Origin of the sequence: Lentilactobacillus parafarraginis DSM 18390 = JCM 14109 (assembly GCF_001435895.1) — a bacterium.
Classification (GTDB): Bacteria; Bacillota; Bacilli; order Lactobacillales; family Lactobacillaceae; genus Lentilactobacillus; species Lentilactobacillus parafarraginis.
Genome location: NZ_AZFZ01000064.1, coordinates 1 through 15,358, shown reverse-complemented (window position 1 = coordinate 15,358; position 15,358 = coordinate 1). Strand labels below are relative to the sequence as shown.

The window sequence follows — 15,358 nt, the reverse complement described above, 5'->3', positions numbered from 1 at the left end:
CGTATTTGGAGGACTTTGTCTTCAGTCTGAGGGCGTTCAGGAAAAATCCTGAGCGCCCTTTTTATATCGAAAGATTATTTAATTAAGTGATAATGCTTCAGCCCGTTGACAATTCCGTGGTCAACGTTGGCCGTTGTCACAAACGAGGCCTTTGCCTTCACATCAGGATGACCGTTTCCCATTGCAATGGGATAATCAACCTCAGAGAACATCTGCAGGTCATTTAGCTGATCCCCAAATGCGTAGGACGGAATATTGCCTAAGTCGGCTTTTTGCAACATTGCCTGAATACCAGTTTGCTTAGAAACGCCCCAGTTCATGGTGTCCATACACCGCGGATTGTTTCGAACCAGAGACAGCTTGCCCTTAAAATGATCCTGATAAAGTTTATCTTTATCATAATTAAAGACATTTAAGAAATTAACTTCGTGGGTTTTATAAAATGTTGGATCAACGTGAGGCGTTAACCGTAATAGCCGATAGTTAACCTTTGTCAAATCATTCTCTGCAGTGAGCGCAAACTCGGCATTGTTATAAAACGAGATAACGTCGCCCTGCTGCTTGGCAAACGCCAAAATCTCTTCAATCACGGAATCACTTATTTTTTCTGCCTTGAGCTTCTTGCCTTGGTACTGAACGTAACTGCCGTTGGCACTCACCAGAGAATCAATCCCTGTCGCATCAATCACATACTGAATTTCGAAAATGTTACGGCCGGTTGAAATAATTGGCAAAATATTGTTTTCTCGCAATTCGTTGATCGCCGCCACATTTTCATCAGACACGTTTTTTTCGTTATCAAACAGCGTGCCATCCAAATCAAAAAATACCACCGCTTTATACATTGATTTCCCTCCATTCATTCACTAACTTAATTGTACTACTTAATGGTTTTCACCCTATATATTTCAGCCTAAAAAAATTCGTTTTTACAGATATGGTGTGACCAACTTTTGTGGTACACTATATATTGTAATTTTTTAAAAAGAGGGGCTACTATGGTGATAATCACAGCAGGAATGATCGGTGTTGGTAAAACAACGTTAACCGGTAAAATCGCAACGCATTTGGGCACAAAGGCATTTTTTGAACCGGTTGGCGATAATCCGGTCTTGCCGCTTTACTATTCCAATCCAAAACAGTATGGGTTCTTATTGCAAATTTATTTTCTGAATAAGCGCTTCTCAATGATCAAACAGGCCCTCAGTGATGATAATAACGTCTTAGACCGTTCAATTTACGAAGATGCCCTGTTTACCAAGGAAAATAACGCCGACGGTAACATCACCGATACGGAGCTTTCAGTTTATCTCAAATTATTAGACAACATGATGAATGAACTGAATCAGCTGCCGAAAAAGTCTCCGGACTTACTGGTTTACGCTGACAGTGACTTTGACACGATTAAATTCCGAATCAAAAAGCGTGGCCGTGACTACGAACAGTTTGAAAATAACCCAGACTTGGAAAACTACTACTACAAAATGTGGCAGGCCTACCGGCAATGGTATGCCGACTACGACGTGAGTCCCAAAATCAAAATCGATTTACAGAAATATGATTTGAGCGATCCGGGCAATATCGACCTGGTTTTAGGAATGATTGACGACGAGTTGGCAAAAATTCGCAAGCCTCAGCAAAAAGCAATGTAATCAATATTGAATTTTCGCGACAAATTATTAACAAGGCAGTCCCAAGTACTTAAACTCGGAACTGCCTTTTTGTCGTTATCACCCTTATGATCGAATTCAAACAAAACCGACCCGATCATGATGCCCCTCTTGAAAGGCCAGGACCTTGTTGGAAACCAGATAGTCAATCCGGTGGCGGTACCACCAGTCAGGCACACCGCTTGGTCCAAAGGAAATGGTATTCGAAATTGCTTCGTCAATCTCAACGGCTTGCCGCCGACTCAAATTTGCTAGCAAAAACCGATCATAGAAGTCAATCGGCTGACTGAGCAGGTGGCCGTTCAAAACGACGCGAACGGGGGTGTTATCCCGCTTTAACGCTCGCCACTGATTACTATAGGCCAACCTGGTTTCCTGGGTCAGTTGGGTTTCCAGCCGAAAAATATGGTGATTATCAAAGTCTGGCGGTGTCAGGTCACTAATACTATCCAGTTGGTATAACGTATTTCCCTGGGTAAGGGTTAGTGGTACGTGAACCATTGAAATCGGGGCCTTAAAGCCCTTTAACTCCTCACAAAGCCAAATAAAGCCGCATAAATCATCTGGTAAATCAGTCCACCAAATTCGCAATGATTCACCAGCAGCTGCCGCTGCCTGAAGATCAGCAGCTCCGGTCACAATCATTTGGTATAGCGTCCCCGAGTTACCGGAGGGCTCGTGGGTATTTCTGATTCGCAGCAGGGTCTTGCGGGTTTCAAGTAAATTGACTTGGGCGATGTCCCCCAGGCCTAAAAATAACGGCAGTGAAATCACCTGGCGCTCAATTTCCCGCTGCTCATAATAATATTTTAACGATCTGGCAAACGCATCGTTGAACACAATATCTATCAACAAAATCCCTCATTTTTACATAATTAGTTAGCAGATCACTCGAAAAGTCAACTCAGAAAAGTATAACCGTTTCCTGAGTGGAAATGCAACCGTCAATAACTGCCGTTTCAAATGATCACGGCATCTTTCTGCCGCTTTCAACGAATTAGCTGCACCAACGGATTTGATGTGAATAAAATGCCGGTTACAAAAAAAGGACTGGCGTAAACTGCTACGCCAATCCTAATCCGTCATAATGAACCCTATTTCATCTGCGGTTACTTTCTGGTCTTGCGATCCCGGTGAACCACAAAGACGTCACAGGGCGCATGGGCAATCACAAAGGCTGCCGTTGATCCCAGCGTTAACCGCGTAAAGAAGTTCACGCCGGTCGCGCCAATGACGATTGCGTCAATTTGCTTTTCGGCCACAAGTTTAGTAGCCAAGATTGTCTTCGGATCGCCAAACGTCACAAATGCCTTGGCGTTCACCCCAACATCCTTTGCCTGCTTCGCGTAACTGGCAACCAAATTTTCGAAGCGCGTCTTAATTGCCTCAATGGTTGAGGGATCAACGTTGCCGAAACCAATCGAGGCCGACTTGGAAACCCCAATGAATTCCCGATCATTGATGACAGCAACCACGTAGAGTTTAGCGCCGTTGTGCTTGGCAACTTGAATTGCCTTGGAAACAGCCTTTCCCGCTGTCTTGGAGCCATCCACCCCGACGAGAATATTTTGATAGTTAAACGCCAACATTCTGACCACCTCGCTTACCAGTTATTTTGCGGTTAATTCATAGATTGATTGACCATAGATGGCCATTGCCTTTAGCAAGTCATCAATTGGCTGAAATTCGTTTGCCTGGTGCATCGTATCCTGCGTGCCTGGGAAAAGGGCGCCAAAGGCAACCCCGCGCTTCATCATTCGGGCATACGTTCCGCCCCCAACAACTTCCGGTTTAACATCGGTTGCCCCGGTCTGCTCCTCATAAACGTTGAGCAGCGTCTTCACAATCGGGTCTTGGGGATCAACATAGTGCGGTACCATGTGACTAATCTGCTTCACATGACCACCAAATTTATCAGCCACTTCAGCTAATTGTTTCAAGATTTGATCATTGTCGGTTCCCTTTGGATAACGGAAATTGGTATTGACCATGCCGCCGTTTTGAAAATCAAATTTCATAATACCAACGTTCATTGTCAATTCACCCATAATCTGATCAGTGTAATTGGCCCCAATCTTGTGGGCGCGGGTGTCATCATGGAGGTAGTCGGCAATAAAGGCGATAAAGTTCTTAGCATCTCCTTCAAAATCAAACTGATTCAAGAAAGCCGCTAAATATGTGCCGGCGTTAATGCCATTTTCAGGGGCCATTGCGTGAGCCTGCTTACCAATGAGGTGAACCGCAATTCCCTCACCGGTTGCCTTAATGTCACCTGAAAGCGGGGTCTTATCCAGAAAGTCGGTAAACGCGTCGACAAACTGTTCGTTGTTATCGGTCTCAACCAAGGCCGTGGCATTTCCCGGCACCATGTTGGTTCGAAGCCCAGAATCAAAGTGCTTAAGCGTATATGCTTGCCCGTTGGTGTGGCCAAAAGTCGTTTCGTATGCCGCATTGCCCTTTTCACCGTTAATGAGCGGAAATTCCGCGTCCGGTGAAAATCCCAGGGTTGGCTGCGGTTCAACATCGAAGTAGTGCTTCATTCCGGTCCAGTCACTTTCTTCATCGGTACCAATAATCAGGCGAATCTTCATATTTGGTTTGATGCCGTTATCTTTAAGCATTCGCAGCCCATAGTAAGCGGCCAATCCCGGCCCCTTATCATCGGACGTCCCGCGGCCAAAGACTGAACCGTCCTTTTCAGTCATCACAAACGGTTCGGTTTCCCAACCGTCACCAGCTGGCATGACGTCTGCATGGGACTGCATGGCAAATGTCTGGTCACCAGATCCATACTCAATATAGCCAACCAGGTTGTCGATATTTTTAGTGATGAAGCCATCACGCTTACCAAATGAGAGGAACTTGTCTAATGCCTTAGCCGGGCCCTCTCCCAAGGGATACTCATCCGTTTTATGCTCGTCGTCACGGACACTGGGAATCGCGATCAGTTCTTTTAAGTCTTGGAGATACTGCTCACGATAGTCCTGTGCCTGTTTCTTCCAATCGATTGTCATTAAATTATCACTCCCGTTATCTTATGGGTTTATTTTACCACAACCGCTTGCATGAAGGCCGGGCCCGACAACGGAAATCTATCTACCCAGCATCTTGCGAAGGTCTGAACAATGATATACTTAAGATGATTAAATCTTGTTATTTGGGAGATTTTGAATATGGAAAAAATTACAAAAAACATTTTAACCCAAGTCATCCGCCAACGCCCGGCAGATAGTTTTAAAGGCACCTATGGCAAAATTGTCTTGATTGGCGGCAGCCAAAACTTCGGCGGCGCGATCATTATGGCCTCATTGGCCGCTGTGTATTCAGGAGCTGGTCTCGTCACAACATTCACCGACCCCACTAACCAGGCTAGTCTCCATGATTGGTTACCAGAAGCAATGTTTGTCGATTACAATCAATTTGACGATTCCGCAGATATCGTCAAAAATGCCGACGTAATCGTCATCGGCCCAGGGCTTGGCACCGACGATACTGCAATGACGCTATTAACAAAAACCTTTGAAATTGCGCACACGGGCCAAACACTGATTATCGATGGGTCCGCTTTAACACTACTTGCCCATAACAATCTTCAGCTTCCCAGCGAATCACTGAACGTCCTGACCCCCCACCAAATGGAGTGGCAGCGCGTTTCCGGCATTAAAATTGCCGACCAAACCCCAACGGCCAATCAAGCCGCGGTCGAAAAACTCGATGCGATTGTTGTTGTAAAATCTCATCGCACCGAGGTGTATGAGAATGGTAAAGTCTTTCAAAACACCGGTGGCACGCCGGCCCAGGCAACCGGTGGCATGGGCGATACCTTAGCAGGACTAATCGGTGGATTTACCGCGCAATTCGCCGATAAACCCGCAGCCGTTTTAGCCGCAGTTTACACCCACAGTGCGATCGCCGATAAACTTGCCGAAAAACAATACGTGGTCCTCCCCCATCAAATTAGTGAAGCATTACCAAAATTTATGTTTAAACATCAATCAAAAGACTAGGCACGGAATCTACTATTGTCATCAAAATAAGATCAACTTCGTTATGGCGGCGAAGTTGATCTTATTTTAGTCATTCTGACACGACTTATTTAATTTTTAAAAGGCGCCTTAACGAAGCACTTCGACTTCCCAAAATCATATCCGCCACCCGATTTTTCAATGCCAGATAGGCGTATAAATATCCGCCAATTCCGACGCCTAACAGCGTCACGATCAGACTGGCGATCCCACTTAATGGATCCAGAACCAGGGAAACGAATTTGCCACCGACAAATACCGTCGCCAAAACAACCACATACATCACTAGCGAGTAAAGCCCGATCTTTCGAAACGCCCAGTTCAGTGAATATTTTTCAAAGCCATATTCGCGGTTTAACGACCGAATGATTAACCAGTCGGCCACCGTCATCCCGATTGCAGTCGCAAGCAATGGGCCAAAGGCACCCAGGTAGTAAACACACGGGAACTGAACAATGAGTTTAATCACCGTGCCCACCGCAAAGAATTTCACGGCCCGGCGATTTTCGGACAATCCCTGCATGACCGCCGAAATAACCACGAACAGCCCCATCGGAATCGAAATCATCGAAGAAAAGGTTAAAATATTCGCACCCAGGGCCTGTTCGGCCACCCCATAGAAGACGCGGTTTAACGGTCCGGCAACCGCGGCCATTCCAAGGGCTGCCGGAATCATGACAAACATGAATAAGGCCATGATATTGGTATTTTGTTTGGCGATGGCCTGCCGATCGCCATTTGTCAGCGCTCTGGATAATAGGGGAACGGCCGTAATTGCCAACGCAGAGGCAAGCGAGATGGTGATCATTATCAGTTTATTTGAGTTAACCGCAAAAAGCGCGTACAGGTCCGATAAAACGGTATTAGAATACGTTGTTGCCAGTCGCATAATTGAAAAGAATGTGTACTGATCAATTAACATAAAAATGGTAATCCCCGCTCCTAAAATGATGAACGGCAGGGCTTGGGCAAGAATTTCTTTGTACAGGGCACTGGTTTGCACATGCAGGCGATTACGACTGTTGGCAACCAGTGACCGGAAGGTATGGCGGTGTTTAAAGTAGTACCAGCCAAGGGTTAAAATCCCGGCGGCCGACCCAATAAACGCCGCAAACGTTGATTGGGAGACGGCGGTGACCCAACTACCATGAAAGACCTGCATGATTAAAAATGCCGTTAACAGCATATAGACCACCCGGGCTAATTGTTCCACAAATTGCGAAATTGCTGAGGGCGCCATCTGTTGATATCCTTGAAAGTATCCCCGGGTCAAGCTCATGGTTGGAATGATAAGAATTGCCCACGCAAGCGAATGAAGAACCGGGATCACCAGCCGGTGGCCGCCAGCCATCAACGGCGCCCCAAAGTATAAAATCAACGCGCAGATAATTCCGGTTGCCGCAGCCAACACCAGGCCCCGTTTGTAGAGTTTGACACCAATCCCATACTCATTTAACGCGTTATAGTGGGCAACTTGCTTGGCAATCGCGGAGGGAATACCGGCAATCGCAATGATAAGCAGGAAACTGTAAATGTTGTAACCCATACCATAAAGTGCATTGCCACGCAAAAAATAGTCACCAAACCAAATTCGCCAGGGAATAATATAGATAGCGCCCAAAACCCGGCTCAAGATGCTGCCGGCGGTCATCCATGCAGATCCTGACAGCATTTGATCCTGCGCATTATCCAACTGTCCGTTCTGATTGTCAGTCATTGCCGCTCCCGCTTTCGTCTACTTTGTAATCACTTGAACTATTTTAATTGAGTTGCCAACTAATAGCAATCTCGCATTAACATATTAAATATTACTTAAGCATCAACCAGATTTAGGATCTGTAATCAAAAAGTATTGTCACAAAGGGCGCTCATGCACTAAAATATTGCTATACGTGTTAAAAAATCGTCGAGGTGAAAAGTTTGTGAGTAAAAAAAGAATTGAGTGGATTGATGTCGCCAAAGCCATTGGGATTGTGGCCGTTGTCTTCGGTCACGCCATGACCCGCCACGGCACGATGTTTCACTTCCTGTATTGGTGGCATATGCCCATCTTCTTCATCATGGGGGGCTTCTTCTTAAAGCCAATCGTCAACAATAATTGGTGGGGATTTTTCAAGAAGCGGATTTTACCACTTCTAATATCGTACCTAATTTGTGGTAGCTTTTTGATTCTGCTGTCCCACTTTATTCGTGGGGAGAGCTGGTCGTATACCGCATTTTATTTTGTCCGGTTACTTTGGGGCGGCCGCACTTTGAATCATTACCTAAGCGTCTTTTGGTACATCAACGTTTACCTGCTCGCCTTAGTACTAACGTCAATCGTGATTACATACGTTAAGAACCGGGAATATCAAATTATCATTGCCTTCATTTCGTTAATTGTGGCAACCAGCTATAAGCACGTCTGGTTCTTTCATTGGAAGTACATTCCATGGGACTTCGACGTTGCCTTCATCGCGCTGTTTTTCATGTTGTTCGGATACCTGTACTTTCATAAAATTCAACAAGTTGTTTCCGACCTTTGGATCATGATTCCCTGCGCGTTAATTACCCTTTGGATTTTCTGGATGCAGCATATGGATCGCCTGAACTTTGGCTTCTTCCTGAAATCAAAAATCATTCACGCGTCATTCCACCACATCCCGATCTCCCGGGTGTCATTTATCGTGTTTATCCCCATCTTAATTAGCATGGTTGTCTTTAGCTTTAGTTACTATTTCTGCAAAGCATTCCCCCAGTTTATCATCAAGCCGATTCAACTGCTTGGTCAGCAAACCTTAGGAATTATGTATCTTCATAAAGCTGTCATTGATATTATTGACGAAATGGGGTATAAAAGTGCTATCATGGAAACCATCTTGGCAGTGATTATCTCCTTTGCATTATCATTAGGATATGCTTATATCAAGAAAAGAGTCAAGAACTCCAAAAATAAGGCGGTTACCTCCTAGCAATGTTCTCGAATAGGCGCGAAAAGCGGTACCAGATTCTCTATTTTGGGATTGGATCCCTCATCCTATTGGTTATCGGCTTTTCGATTTGGCATGCCCACCAGCAACAAGTCCAGCAAATAAATCACAGATATATTAACGCCAGTACGCCAACGCTTTTTGTTCACGGCTGGAGCGGTACGCTTCGATCCGAACACCGGGTCGTTAACGCTGCTGAGAGCAGCGGGGCCGCGTCCCGGCGAATGATCATCCGGGTGAGCGCAACGGGCAACGTTCATATTGTCGGTACCGTCAAAAAGTGGATGCGCAACCCCATCATCATGGTCAAAATGGCCAATAACCGAGCCGGCGAATTTCAGTACGCCCACTGGATCACTAAAATTTGCAAGATCTTGAAACGTCGCTACCATGTCAACCGCCTCAACTTTATTGGTCACTCAATGGGTGCGTATGCGGTTGTTTACTATAATTTGTTGAATGGTAATCGTTCCGATCTGCCGCGGGTTAACAAGCTGTGCTTAATTGCCGGACCATATGACGGGATCATGGACCTTCACCGAGCAAATCAACCCACTTTCGGGCCACTTGTGAGGTTGTGGGATGATGCCCCCAATGAAAACCGAATTCTTCCAACTGGCCGACCAGCGATTATTCATCCAGAATATCGCCGCCTGTATCGATTACGAAATCGGTTCCCCCGCCAAGCCAAAGTGCTCAACATCTATGGCAATATTGGTGATGGGTCAAATTCCGACGGGGTTGTCACCAACGTTTCGGCATTGTCATTGGGTTACCTGCTTCGTGGGCGGGTTACTTCGTACCAAACCTTCGAAACATTCGGGATGAAAGCGCAGCACAGCGAACTTCATCAACATAATCTGGCCGTTGATCGCGAGCTTATCCACTTCTTGTGGGGTAAGCAGCATCAGGATAGTTCGCTCAGCGAATTGAATTAATCACAACATTTCAACTAAAAAATTACCTCCAGATGACCAAAGTCACTTGGAGGTAATTTTTTAGTTGCTCGAAAACCTTTGTAAGTTATTACTTCACAACAATATTTACAATCTTATTTGGAATGACAATGACCTTCCGAATGGTTTTGCCTTCCGTATACCGTTGGATATTTTCATCTTTCTTAGCGGCCTCTTCAACCTTGTCTTTGGCCGCATCACGGGCAATCTTCAAATGCGCACGAACCTTACCATTGACCTGAACAACCATTTGAACCGTATCTTCAACAAGTTGAGCGGCATCAAAAGTCGGCCATTGTTCATAAGTTATCGTCCCATCATGACCCAACAATTGCCAGAGTTCTTCGGCAATGTGCGGCGCAATTGGCGACAACATCTTCACGAAGCCTTCCATATAGGCAATTGGCAGGGCATCCGCCTTATAAGCCTCGTTTACAAAGACCATCATTTGTGAAATGCCAACGTTAAAGCGCATGTGCTGGAAATCGTTGCTGACAATCTTGACCGTCTGGTTGTAAATTTTATCAAGTTCGCCATCATTAAGGGTCGTGACCCGATCGCGGAGATGGTTATTATCATCAATCATCAACCGCCAAACCCGATCCAACCAGTGGTGGGCCCCGTTAATGCCTTCGGTACTCCAAGGCTTGGCAGCGTCAATTGGGCCCATGAACATTTCATAAACCCGCAGCGTATCGGCCCCGTATTCATCGACGATGTCATCCGGATTGATCACGTTTCCTTTAGACTTCGACATCTTTTCGTGATTAGTACCAAGAATCATCCCCTGGTTGACCAACTTCTGGAATGGTTCAGGGGTTGGCACAACCCCGAGGTCATAAAGGAATTTGTGCCAGAATCTTGCATATAGCAAATGCAAAACAGCATGTTCAGCACCACCAACGTAAAGGTCAACTGGTGACCAGTACTTCAGCTTCTCCGGATCAGCAATCATTTTATCGTTATGCGGATCGATATAACGCAACCAGTACCAGGAACTTCCCGCCCATTGCGGCATTGTATTGGTTTCTCGCTTACCCTTACGACCGTTTTTATCAACCACATTGACCCAGTCAGTCAGATTTGCCAACGGGCTTTCCTTACCACCGGAAGTCTGAATATCCTTGGCCTTTGGAAGGCGCAATGGCAGTTCATCTTCCGGAACAAGGGTTGTTTCGCCATCTTCCCAGTGAATCACTGGAATTGGCTCGCCCCAATAACGTTGACGAGAGAAGATCCAGTCACGAAGGCGGTAGTTAACCTTTTCCTTCCCAGCTTTATGATCCTTTAACCAGTCAATGGCTGCTTGAATGGCATCCTGCTTGTTCATCCCATCCAGAAAACCAGAGTTGAAGTGGGGCCCGTCACCGGTATAGGCCGCGTCAGCAACATCGCCGCCTTCAATGACCGGAACAATTGGTAAGTCAAATTTCTTGGCAAATTCATAATCCCGATCGTCATGCGCTGGGACCGCCATAATTGCACCAGTTCCGTATGATTCGAGCACGTAGTCACCGATCCAGATTGGAACTTCCTTACCGTTAATCGGATTGATCCCATAGGCACCAGTGAATACCCCGCTCTTATCCTTGTTTAAATCAGTTCGCTCGAGATCAGACTTCCGCGAAACCTGTTCCTTGTATGCATCAACTTCAGCTTTCTGTTCAGGTGTGGTGATCTTGTCGACAAGTTCATGTTCAGGTGCAAGCACCATGTATGTAGCCCCAAATAACGTATCTGGACGCGTCGTGAACACTTCGATCTTGGCGTCATCATGTCCCTTTACATCGAAGAAGACGCTTGCGCCTCGTGAACGGCCAATCCAATTACGTTGCTGTTCCTTGATGCTCTCGGGCCAATCAACCGTATCCAAATCATCGATCAGCCGGTCAGCATACGCGGTAATCCGCAGCACCCACTGACGCATTGGAACTCGGTAAACTGGATAGCCCCCGCGTTCCGTCTTGCCATCAACAACCTCTTCATTGGCGACAACCGTTCCACCCATGAAATCAGGGGCCCAGTTGACCTCAATGTTGTCTTCGTATGCTAAACCACGTTTATATAACTGTTCAAAAATCCACTGTGTCCACTTGTAATAAGAAGGATCGGTTGTGTTAATTTCACGATCCCAATCATATGAAAAGCCCAGTGAACGAATTTGGCGTTTAAATGTCTTAATATTTTGAGCTGTAAAGTCCCGGGGGTTATGGCCGGTCTTCAATGCATACTGTTCTGCGGGTAACCCAAAAGCGTCCCAGCCCATTGGATGTAACACATTTTTGCCCTGCATCCGAGCCATTCTGGCCATAATATCGGTTGCTGTGTACCCTTCCGGATGCCCAACGTGTAGTCCCTGACCAGACGGGTAAGGAAACATGTCCAACACGTAGTATTTATCCTTACTGGTATCATCCAGCGTCTTAAAGGTCTTATGCTCTTTCCAGTAATGCTGCCACTTACGCTCAATTACCTCATGATTGTATGCCATTTCTGCAACTGCCACCTTTCAAATTTTTCAATATCGAGAAAAAAAGCCCCATAAGAAGCCATCGTAAACTTCCTATAGGACGATTAATCGCGGTACCACCTATATTCCCAGCATCGACCGTGGATGCCAGGCTCTCAAGATCGATAACGGCGATTAACCGACTCGGGTTACTCTGTTCAACCAAGTATTCGACGATGAGTTCACCATAATTTGCTCCGAGTTTTCAACAACCACTCAGTTTCTGAAAACAAATCACTGGTTACTAATTCGTCTCGTCATTTTCACAATATTGAAATTATTGCCTATTATCATACCAAATCATTCCCTAAAAAACAACACGTTGAATGCTATAATAAAAGTATTCTCGCTCATGGAAAGGAACATGTCTTGTGAAGAAAATGCGTCATCAGCCATCGTTTATTTTCACAATCGGTGCGCTCCTCATTTTTTGTATCCTGATGATCGGCGTCATGCAAGAAGCAGCGTGGATTCATTCGTTCGATCACGTCATCGTGACAATGGTCCGCAATCAAGCCACGCCAAGCCTTACAAGAATCACGGTCCAGTTCACCCAATTATTTAATCTTCCCGAAGAAGCCATGATGACAGTCGGCATCATGGTCATTCTCATCTTCACGCACCACCTGCGAGGCGTCTGGTTCATCGGCATTAACAGCATTCTGCTGGCAGGTATCGGCAATCGGCTCATCAAGGGGATCGTTAACCGTCCCCGCCCGACTGTTGAACACCTGGTTCATGTTAGTTCCACCAGCTTCCCCAGTGGTCACGCAATGAGTGCCATGCTGATTGGCGGCAGCCTGATTATTCTTGGGAACCATTTGTTGAATCGGTCGGGAAGTCGCCTGGCAGCGGCACTCGTTATTTCCTTGGTGATCGTCCTGGTAGGACTCAGTCGAATTTATGTCGGTGTTCATTTCCCGAGTGACGTCGTTTCCGGGTGGGCGTTAGGATTTGTTCTATTGACAATCAGTAACCATATCTTTAATCGTTTCTTTGGAGGCACAATATGAAAAAAATGCAAAACGCCCTTGAATTTAGTCATCAACTCTTATCAAATCACGTCAACGCCGGCGATACGGTGATTGACGGGACGGTTGGTAACGGCCATGATACTTTGTTTTTGGCGCGGTTGGTTGGCAGCCGCGGAACGGTTTATGGGTTTGATATCCAAGAACGCGCCATTCAGCAAACCCAAGAGAGATTGACCGCCGCGCCGATTAATCACACCCATGTGCACCTATTTAATCACGGCCACCAAGAGATCGCCAGCATTCTGCCCCCAATGGTTCAGGTGTCTGGGGCAATCTTCAATCTGGGTTACCTTCCCGGTGGCAACAAACAACTGATCACCCATGCCGAGACGACCATTCAGGGCCTTCGCGGCTGTATCAGCCACCTGACAGTTGGCGGCATCATCGTGATTGTCGTTTATTATGGGCATCCAGGCGGTCAAACCGAAAAAAATCAGGTTGGCAATTTTTGCGCGGCCCTTCCCCAAAAGCAGTTTGCGGTTCTCAAGTATGAATTCATCAATCAGGTCCACGAACCACCGTTTGTTCTGGGAATTCAAAAAATATCTTAACGGCATTATCAAGCCATTTCAATAATGAGGCCGAACAAAACCAAAATTTTGTCCGGCCTCATTGCTATCCAAATATTGCTTAGTCGAATCATGGGCCAGACACTTATTTAACTTAATCGTGCTGGGATTCCGATTTTTTGCGATCCGTCCAGTTAACCAGATACGCGATGATAATCAACAGCAGCCCCACAATGAAGACGTTGTGCAGCGATTGGTACAAGATTTCCCGTAATTTCGGGAGAATCGTCCCCGAAAGTTCGTTTGCTGTCAGCGGGTTAATTAACTTGTCCATCATTTTCAAGCTGGCACCGTCCGTTTGCCGAACACCACGTAACATCGTCACGTTCATCACGATTCCAAATACTGAAATCATCAGTGTCTGTCCCAACGTCCGGCAAAGGGTATTAAACGAGGTTGCAACCCCAATTTCACTGGGATCAACCACATTTTGCACACTAATTATTGACGTTGTGGTCGTCAGGCCGAAGCCCGTTCCAACAATCATTGAAATTAACAGAAAGCTGACAAATGGCGTATACGCTGGGAGTAACACCATCATGATTGCGCCAATTAGGATAAACGCTAAACTGATGTTGATGATTCGAAACGGCGATAAACGAACAAGCAATTTCCCAGCGATGAACGACCCGACAATCCACATGAGTGAACTTGGCGTAACCGCAAAGCCGGCCATTGAGGCTCTTAAGCCCAGGATCCCCTGAGTCCAATCAGGCAGGTAAACTTCATACGCGATCAAAAAACCGCTCATCAAGGCAATCACCAGGTTTTGAGCAACGAATGTCCGGTTACTGAAAAGCCCCATGGGAATCAGCGGGTCCTCAGCCAATCGTTCCCGGCGAATGAACATGATTGATGCGACAACCGAAATCAAAACACAGAGGGCAACAATTGGCCACTGAATCGGTGTTTGACCAATCACTTGAAACGCGTACATAATCGCCAACAGCATCACCGTTAGCCACACAGTACCACCAATATCCATGCGGCTGGTGACCCGTCTTTTTTCCTCATGAAGAAATAACTGGACCATCACCAACACCAGAATGCCGATCGGCAAGTTAATGAAGAAAATCCAGTGCCAACTTAAATTATCAACAATAAAGCCCCCAAGAAGCGGCGCAATAACTGAGGCAATTCCCCATGCCGAACTGTTCAATCCCAGCACCTGCGCCCGTTTTTCCAGGGGATAGATGTCGGCGATAATCGTGTTGGCAACCGGCAAAATTGCCCCACCGCCAAATCCTTGAATGGCCCGCCAGATAATCAAGACCAGCATCGAATGAGACAGACCGGACATCACCGAACCGATAATAAAGATTGTCGTGCCAATGATGAATACCGGTTTACGCCCCACGCTATCAGCAAGTTTGCCGTAAATGGGGGTTGCAATCGCATTGGTTAATAGGAAAATTGAAAAGACCCAGTTCATGAGGGCCACCCCACGCAAATCACCGACAATGGTTGGCATTGCCGTGGATACGATGGTTCCCTCAATCGCACACATAAAGGTGGCGATAAATAAGGCAATTGTAACTAAGATCACATCACGCTTGGAAGCTGTTGCAGTCATTTAATGACCCCTCTCGAATAAATTCGTAATGTCTAAAGTTCCTAAGTTTTATC

At 46.2% G+C, this 15,358-nt stretch carries 13 protein-coding genes and 1 other annotated feature; of the genes, 6 read left to right on the top strand and 7 right to left on the bottom strand.

Features of this window, described 5'->3' with window-relative positions; translation table 11 throughout:
• Positions 1 to 74: 74 nt before the first annotated feature.
• Positions 75 to 845 carry a Cof-type HAD-IIB family hydrolase gene (locus FD47_RS12030; RefSeq protein ID WP_040537688.1) on the bottom strand — a complete coding sequence of 257 codons (771 nt, stop codon included), beginning with the start codon at positions 843 to 845 and terminating at the stop codon, positions 75 to 77.
• Positions 846 to 998: 153 nt separating this feature from the next.
• Between FD47_RS12030 and FD47_RS12025 the strand changes: the two genes are divergently transcribed.
• On the top strand, positions 999 to 1,652 hold the full coding sequence (locus tag FD47_RS12025) for a deoxynucleoside kinase (RefSeq protein WP_054736094.1): 654 nt from the start codon (positions 999 to 1,001) through the stop codon (positions 1,650 to 1,652).
• 96 nt (positions 1,653 to 1,748) lie between these two features.
• Here FD47_RS12025 and FD47_RS12020 read toward each other — a convergent pair whose 3' ends face one another.
• The 3 genes from FD47_RS12020 to pepV all read right to left on the bottom strand — a co-directional run bounded on the left by FD47_RS12020 (position 1,749) and on the right by pepV (position 4,684).
• On the bottom strand, positions 1,749 to 2,522 hold the full coding sequence (locus FD47_RS12020) for a DUF3658 domain-containing protein (protein ID WP_225425095.1): 774 nt from the start codon (positions 2,520 to 2,522) through the stop codon (positions 1,749 to 1,751).
• 257 nt (positions 2,523 to 2,779) lie between these two features.
• The gene (locus FD47_RS12015; protein ID WP_056980728.1) at positions 2,780 to 3,259 is read right to left on the bottom strand and encodes a universal stress protein; all 480 of its coding nucleotides are present in this window, start codon (positions 3,257 to 3,259) and stop codon (positions 2,780 to 2,782) included.
• A 21-nt stretch (positions 3,260 to 3,280) separates the two neighbouring features.
• A complete protein-coding gene (gene pepV / locus FD47_RS12010; RefSeq protein ID WP_054736096.1) occupies positions 3,281 to 4,684 on the bottom strand; it encodes a dipeptidase PepV in 1,404 nt (467 codons plus the stop codon).
• Between the two features lie 159 nt (positions 4,685 to 4,843).
• Here pepV and FD47_RS12005 point away from each other — a divergent pair, with 159 nt between their 5' ends.
• Entirely contained in the window at positions 4,844 to 5,677 is an 834-nt protein-coding gene (locus tag FD47_RS12005; RefSeq protein ID WP_008212071.1) for an NAD(P)H-hydrate dehydratase, read from the top strand.
• 85 nt (positions 5,678 to 5,762) lie between these two features.
• On the opposite strand, the gene FD47_RS12000 is transcribed toward FD47_RS12005, so the two are convergent.
• A complete protein-coding gene (locus tag FD47_RS12000) occupies positions 5,763 to 7,412 on the bottom strand; it encodes a putative polysaccharide biosynthesis protein (protein WP_054736097.1) in 1,650 nt (549 codons plus the stop codon).
• A 175-nt stretch (positions 7,413 to 7,587) separates the two neighbouring features.
• Between FD47_RS12000 and FD47_RS11995 the strand changes: the two genes are divergently transcribed.
• Together FD47_RS11995 and FD47_RS11990 are read left to right on the top strand one after the other, a co-directional pair.
• Positions 7,588 to 8,646, top strand: a complete 1,059-nt coding sequence (locus FD47_RS11995; RefSeq protein WP_054736099.1) for an acyltransferase family protein — start codon at positions 7,588 to 7,590, stop codon at positions 8,644 to 8,646.
• A 2-nt stretch (positions 8,647 to 8,648) separates the two neighbouring features.
• Positions 8,649 to 9,602: an alpha/beta hydrolase gene (locus tag FD47_RS11990; RefSeq protein WP_054736101.1), complete on the top strand. Its 954-nt coding sequence runs from the start codon at positions 8,649 to 8,651 to the stop codon at positions 9,600 to 9,602.
• Positions 9,603 to 9,690: 88 nt separating this feature from the next.
• On the opposite strand, the gene leuS is transcribed toward FD47_RS11990, so the two are convergent.
• The gene (leuS, locus tag FD47_RS11985) at positions 9,691 to 12,111 is read right to left on the bottom strand and encodes a leucine--tRNA ligase (protein ID WP_056980727.1); all 2,421 of its coding nucleotides are present in this window, start codon (positions 12,109 to 12,111) and stop codon (positions 9,691 to 9,693) included.
• A 72-nt stretch (positions 12,112 to 12,183) separates the two neighbouring features.
• Positions 12,184 to 12,396: a binding site (T-box leader), on the bottom strand.
• Positions 12,397 to 12,509: 113 nt separating this feature from the next.
• Here leuS and FD47_RS11980 point away from each other — a divergent pair.
• Together FD47_RS11980 and mnmM are read left to right on the top strand one after the other, a co-directional pair.
• Positions 12,510 to 13,142: a phosphatase PAP2 family protein gene (locus FD47_RS11980; RefSeq protein ID WP_225425039.1), complete on the top strand. Its 633-nt coding sequence runs from the start codon at positions 12,510 to 12,512 to the stop codon at positions 13,140 to 13,142.
• Positions 13,139 to 13,714 (top strand): tRNA 5-(aminomethyl)-2-thiouridylate-methyltransferase MnmM, encoded by a 576-nt coding sequence (mnmM, locus tag FD47_RS11975; RefSeq protein WP_054736103.1) that lies wholly within the window; start codon positions 13,139 to 13,141, stop codon positions 13,712 to 13,714. The genes FD47_RS11980 and mnmM overlap by 4 nt, the downstream gene beginning before the upstream one ends.
• A 112-nt stretch (positions 13,715 to 13,826) precedes the next feature.
• Here the strand turns inward: mnmM and FD47_RS11970 are convergent, their stop codons facing one another.
• Positions 13,827 to 15,305: an MDR family MFS transporter gene (locus FD47_RS11970; protein WP_056980726.1), complete on the bottom strand. Its 1,479-nt coding sequence runs from the start codon at positions 15,303 to 15,305 to the stop codon at positions 13,827 to 13,829.
• Positions 15,306 to 15,358 lie beyond the last annotated feature (53 nt).

Excerpts from the sequence above, each read along its gene's own strand:
- FD47_RS12030 (WP_040537688.1), bottom strand. The coding sequence starts at position 845 with ATGTATAAAGCGGTGGTATTTTTTGATTTGGATGGCACGCTGTTTGAT.
- FD47_RS12025 (WP_054736094.1), top strand. The coding sequence starts at position 999 with ATGGTGATAATCACAGCAGGAATGATCGGTGTTGGTAAAACAACGTTA.
- FD47_RS12015 (WP_056980728.1), bottom strand. The coding sequence starts at position 3,259 with ATGTTGGCGTTTAACTATCAAAATATTCTCGTCGGGGTGGATGGCTCC.
- pepV (WP_054736096.1), bottom strand. The coding sequence starts at position 4,684 with ATGACAATCGATTGGAAGAAACAGGCACAGGACTATCGTGAGCAGTAT.
- FD47_RS12005 (WP_008212071.1), top strand. The coding sequence starts at position 4,844 with ATGGAAAAAATTACAAAAAACATTTTAACCCAAGTCATCCGCCAACGC.
- FD47_RS12000 (WP_054736097.1), bottom strand. The coding sequence starts at position 7,412 with ATGACTGACAATCAGAACGGACAGTTGGATAATGCGCAGGATCAAATG.
- FD47_RS11990 (WP_054736101.1), top strand. The coding sequence starts at position 8,649 with ATGTTCTCGAATAGGCGCGAAAAGCGGTACCAGATTCTCTATTTTGGG.
- leuS (WP_056980727.1), bottom strand. The coding sequence starts at position 12,111 with ATGGCATACAATCATGAGGTAATTGAGCGTAAGTGGCAGCATTACTGG.
- FD47_RS11980 (WP_225425039.1), top strand. The coding sequence starts at position 12,510 with ATGCGTCATCAGCCATCGTTTATTTTCACAATCGGTGCGCTCCTCATT.
- mnmM (WP_054736103.1), top strand. The coding sequence starts at position 13,139 with ATGAAAAAAATGCAAAACGCCCTTGAATTTAGTCATCAACTCTTATCA.
- FD47_RS11970 (WP_056980726.1), bottom strand. The coding sequence starts at position 15,305 with ATGACTGCAACAGCTTCCAAGCGTGATGTGATCTTAGTTACAATTGCC.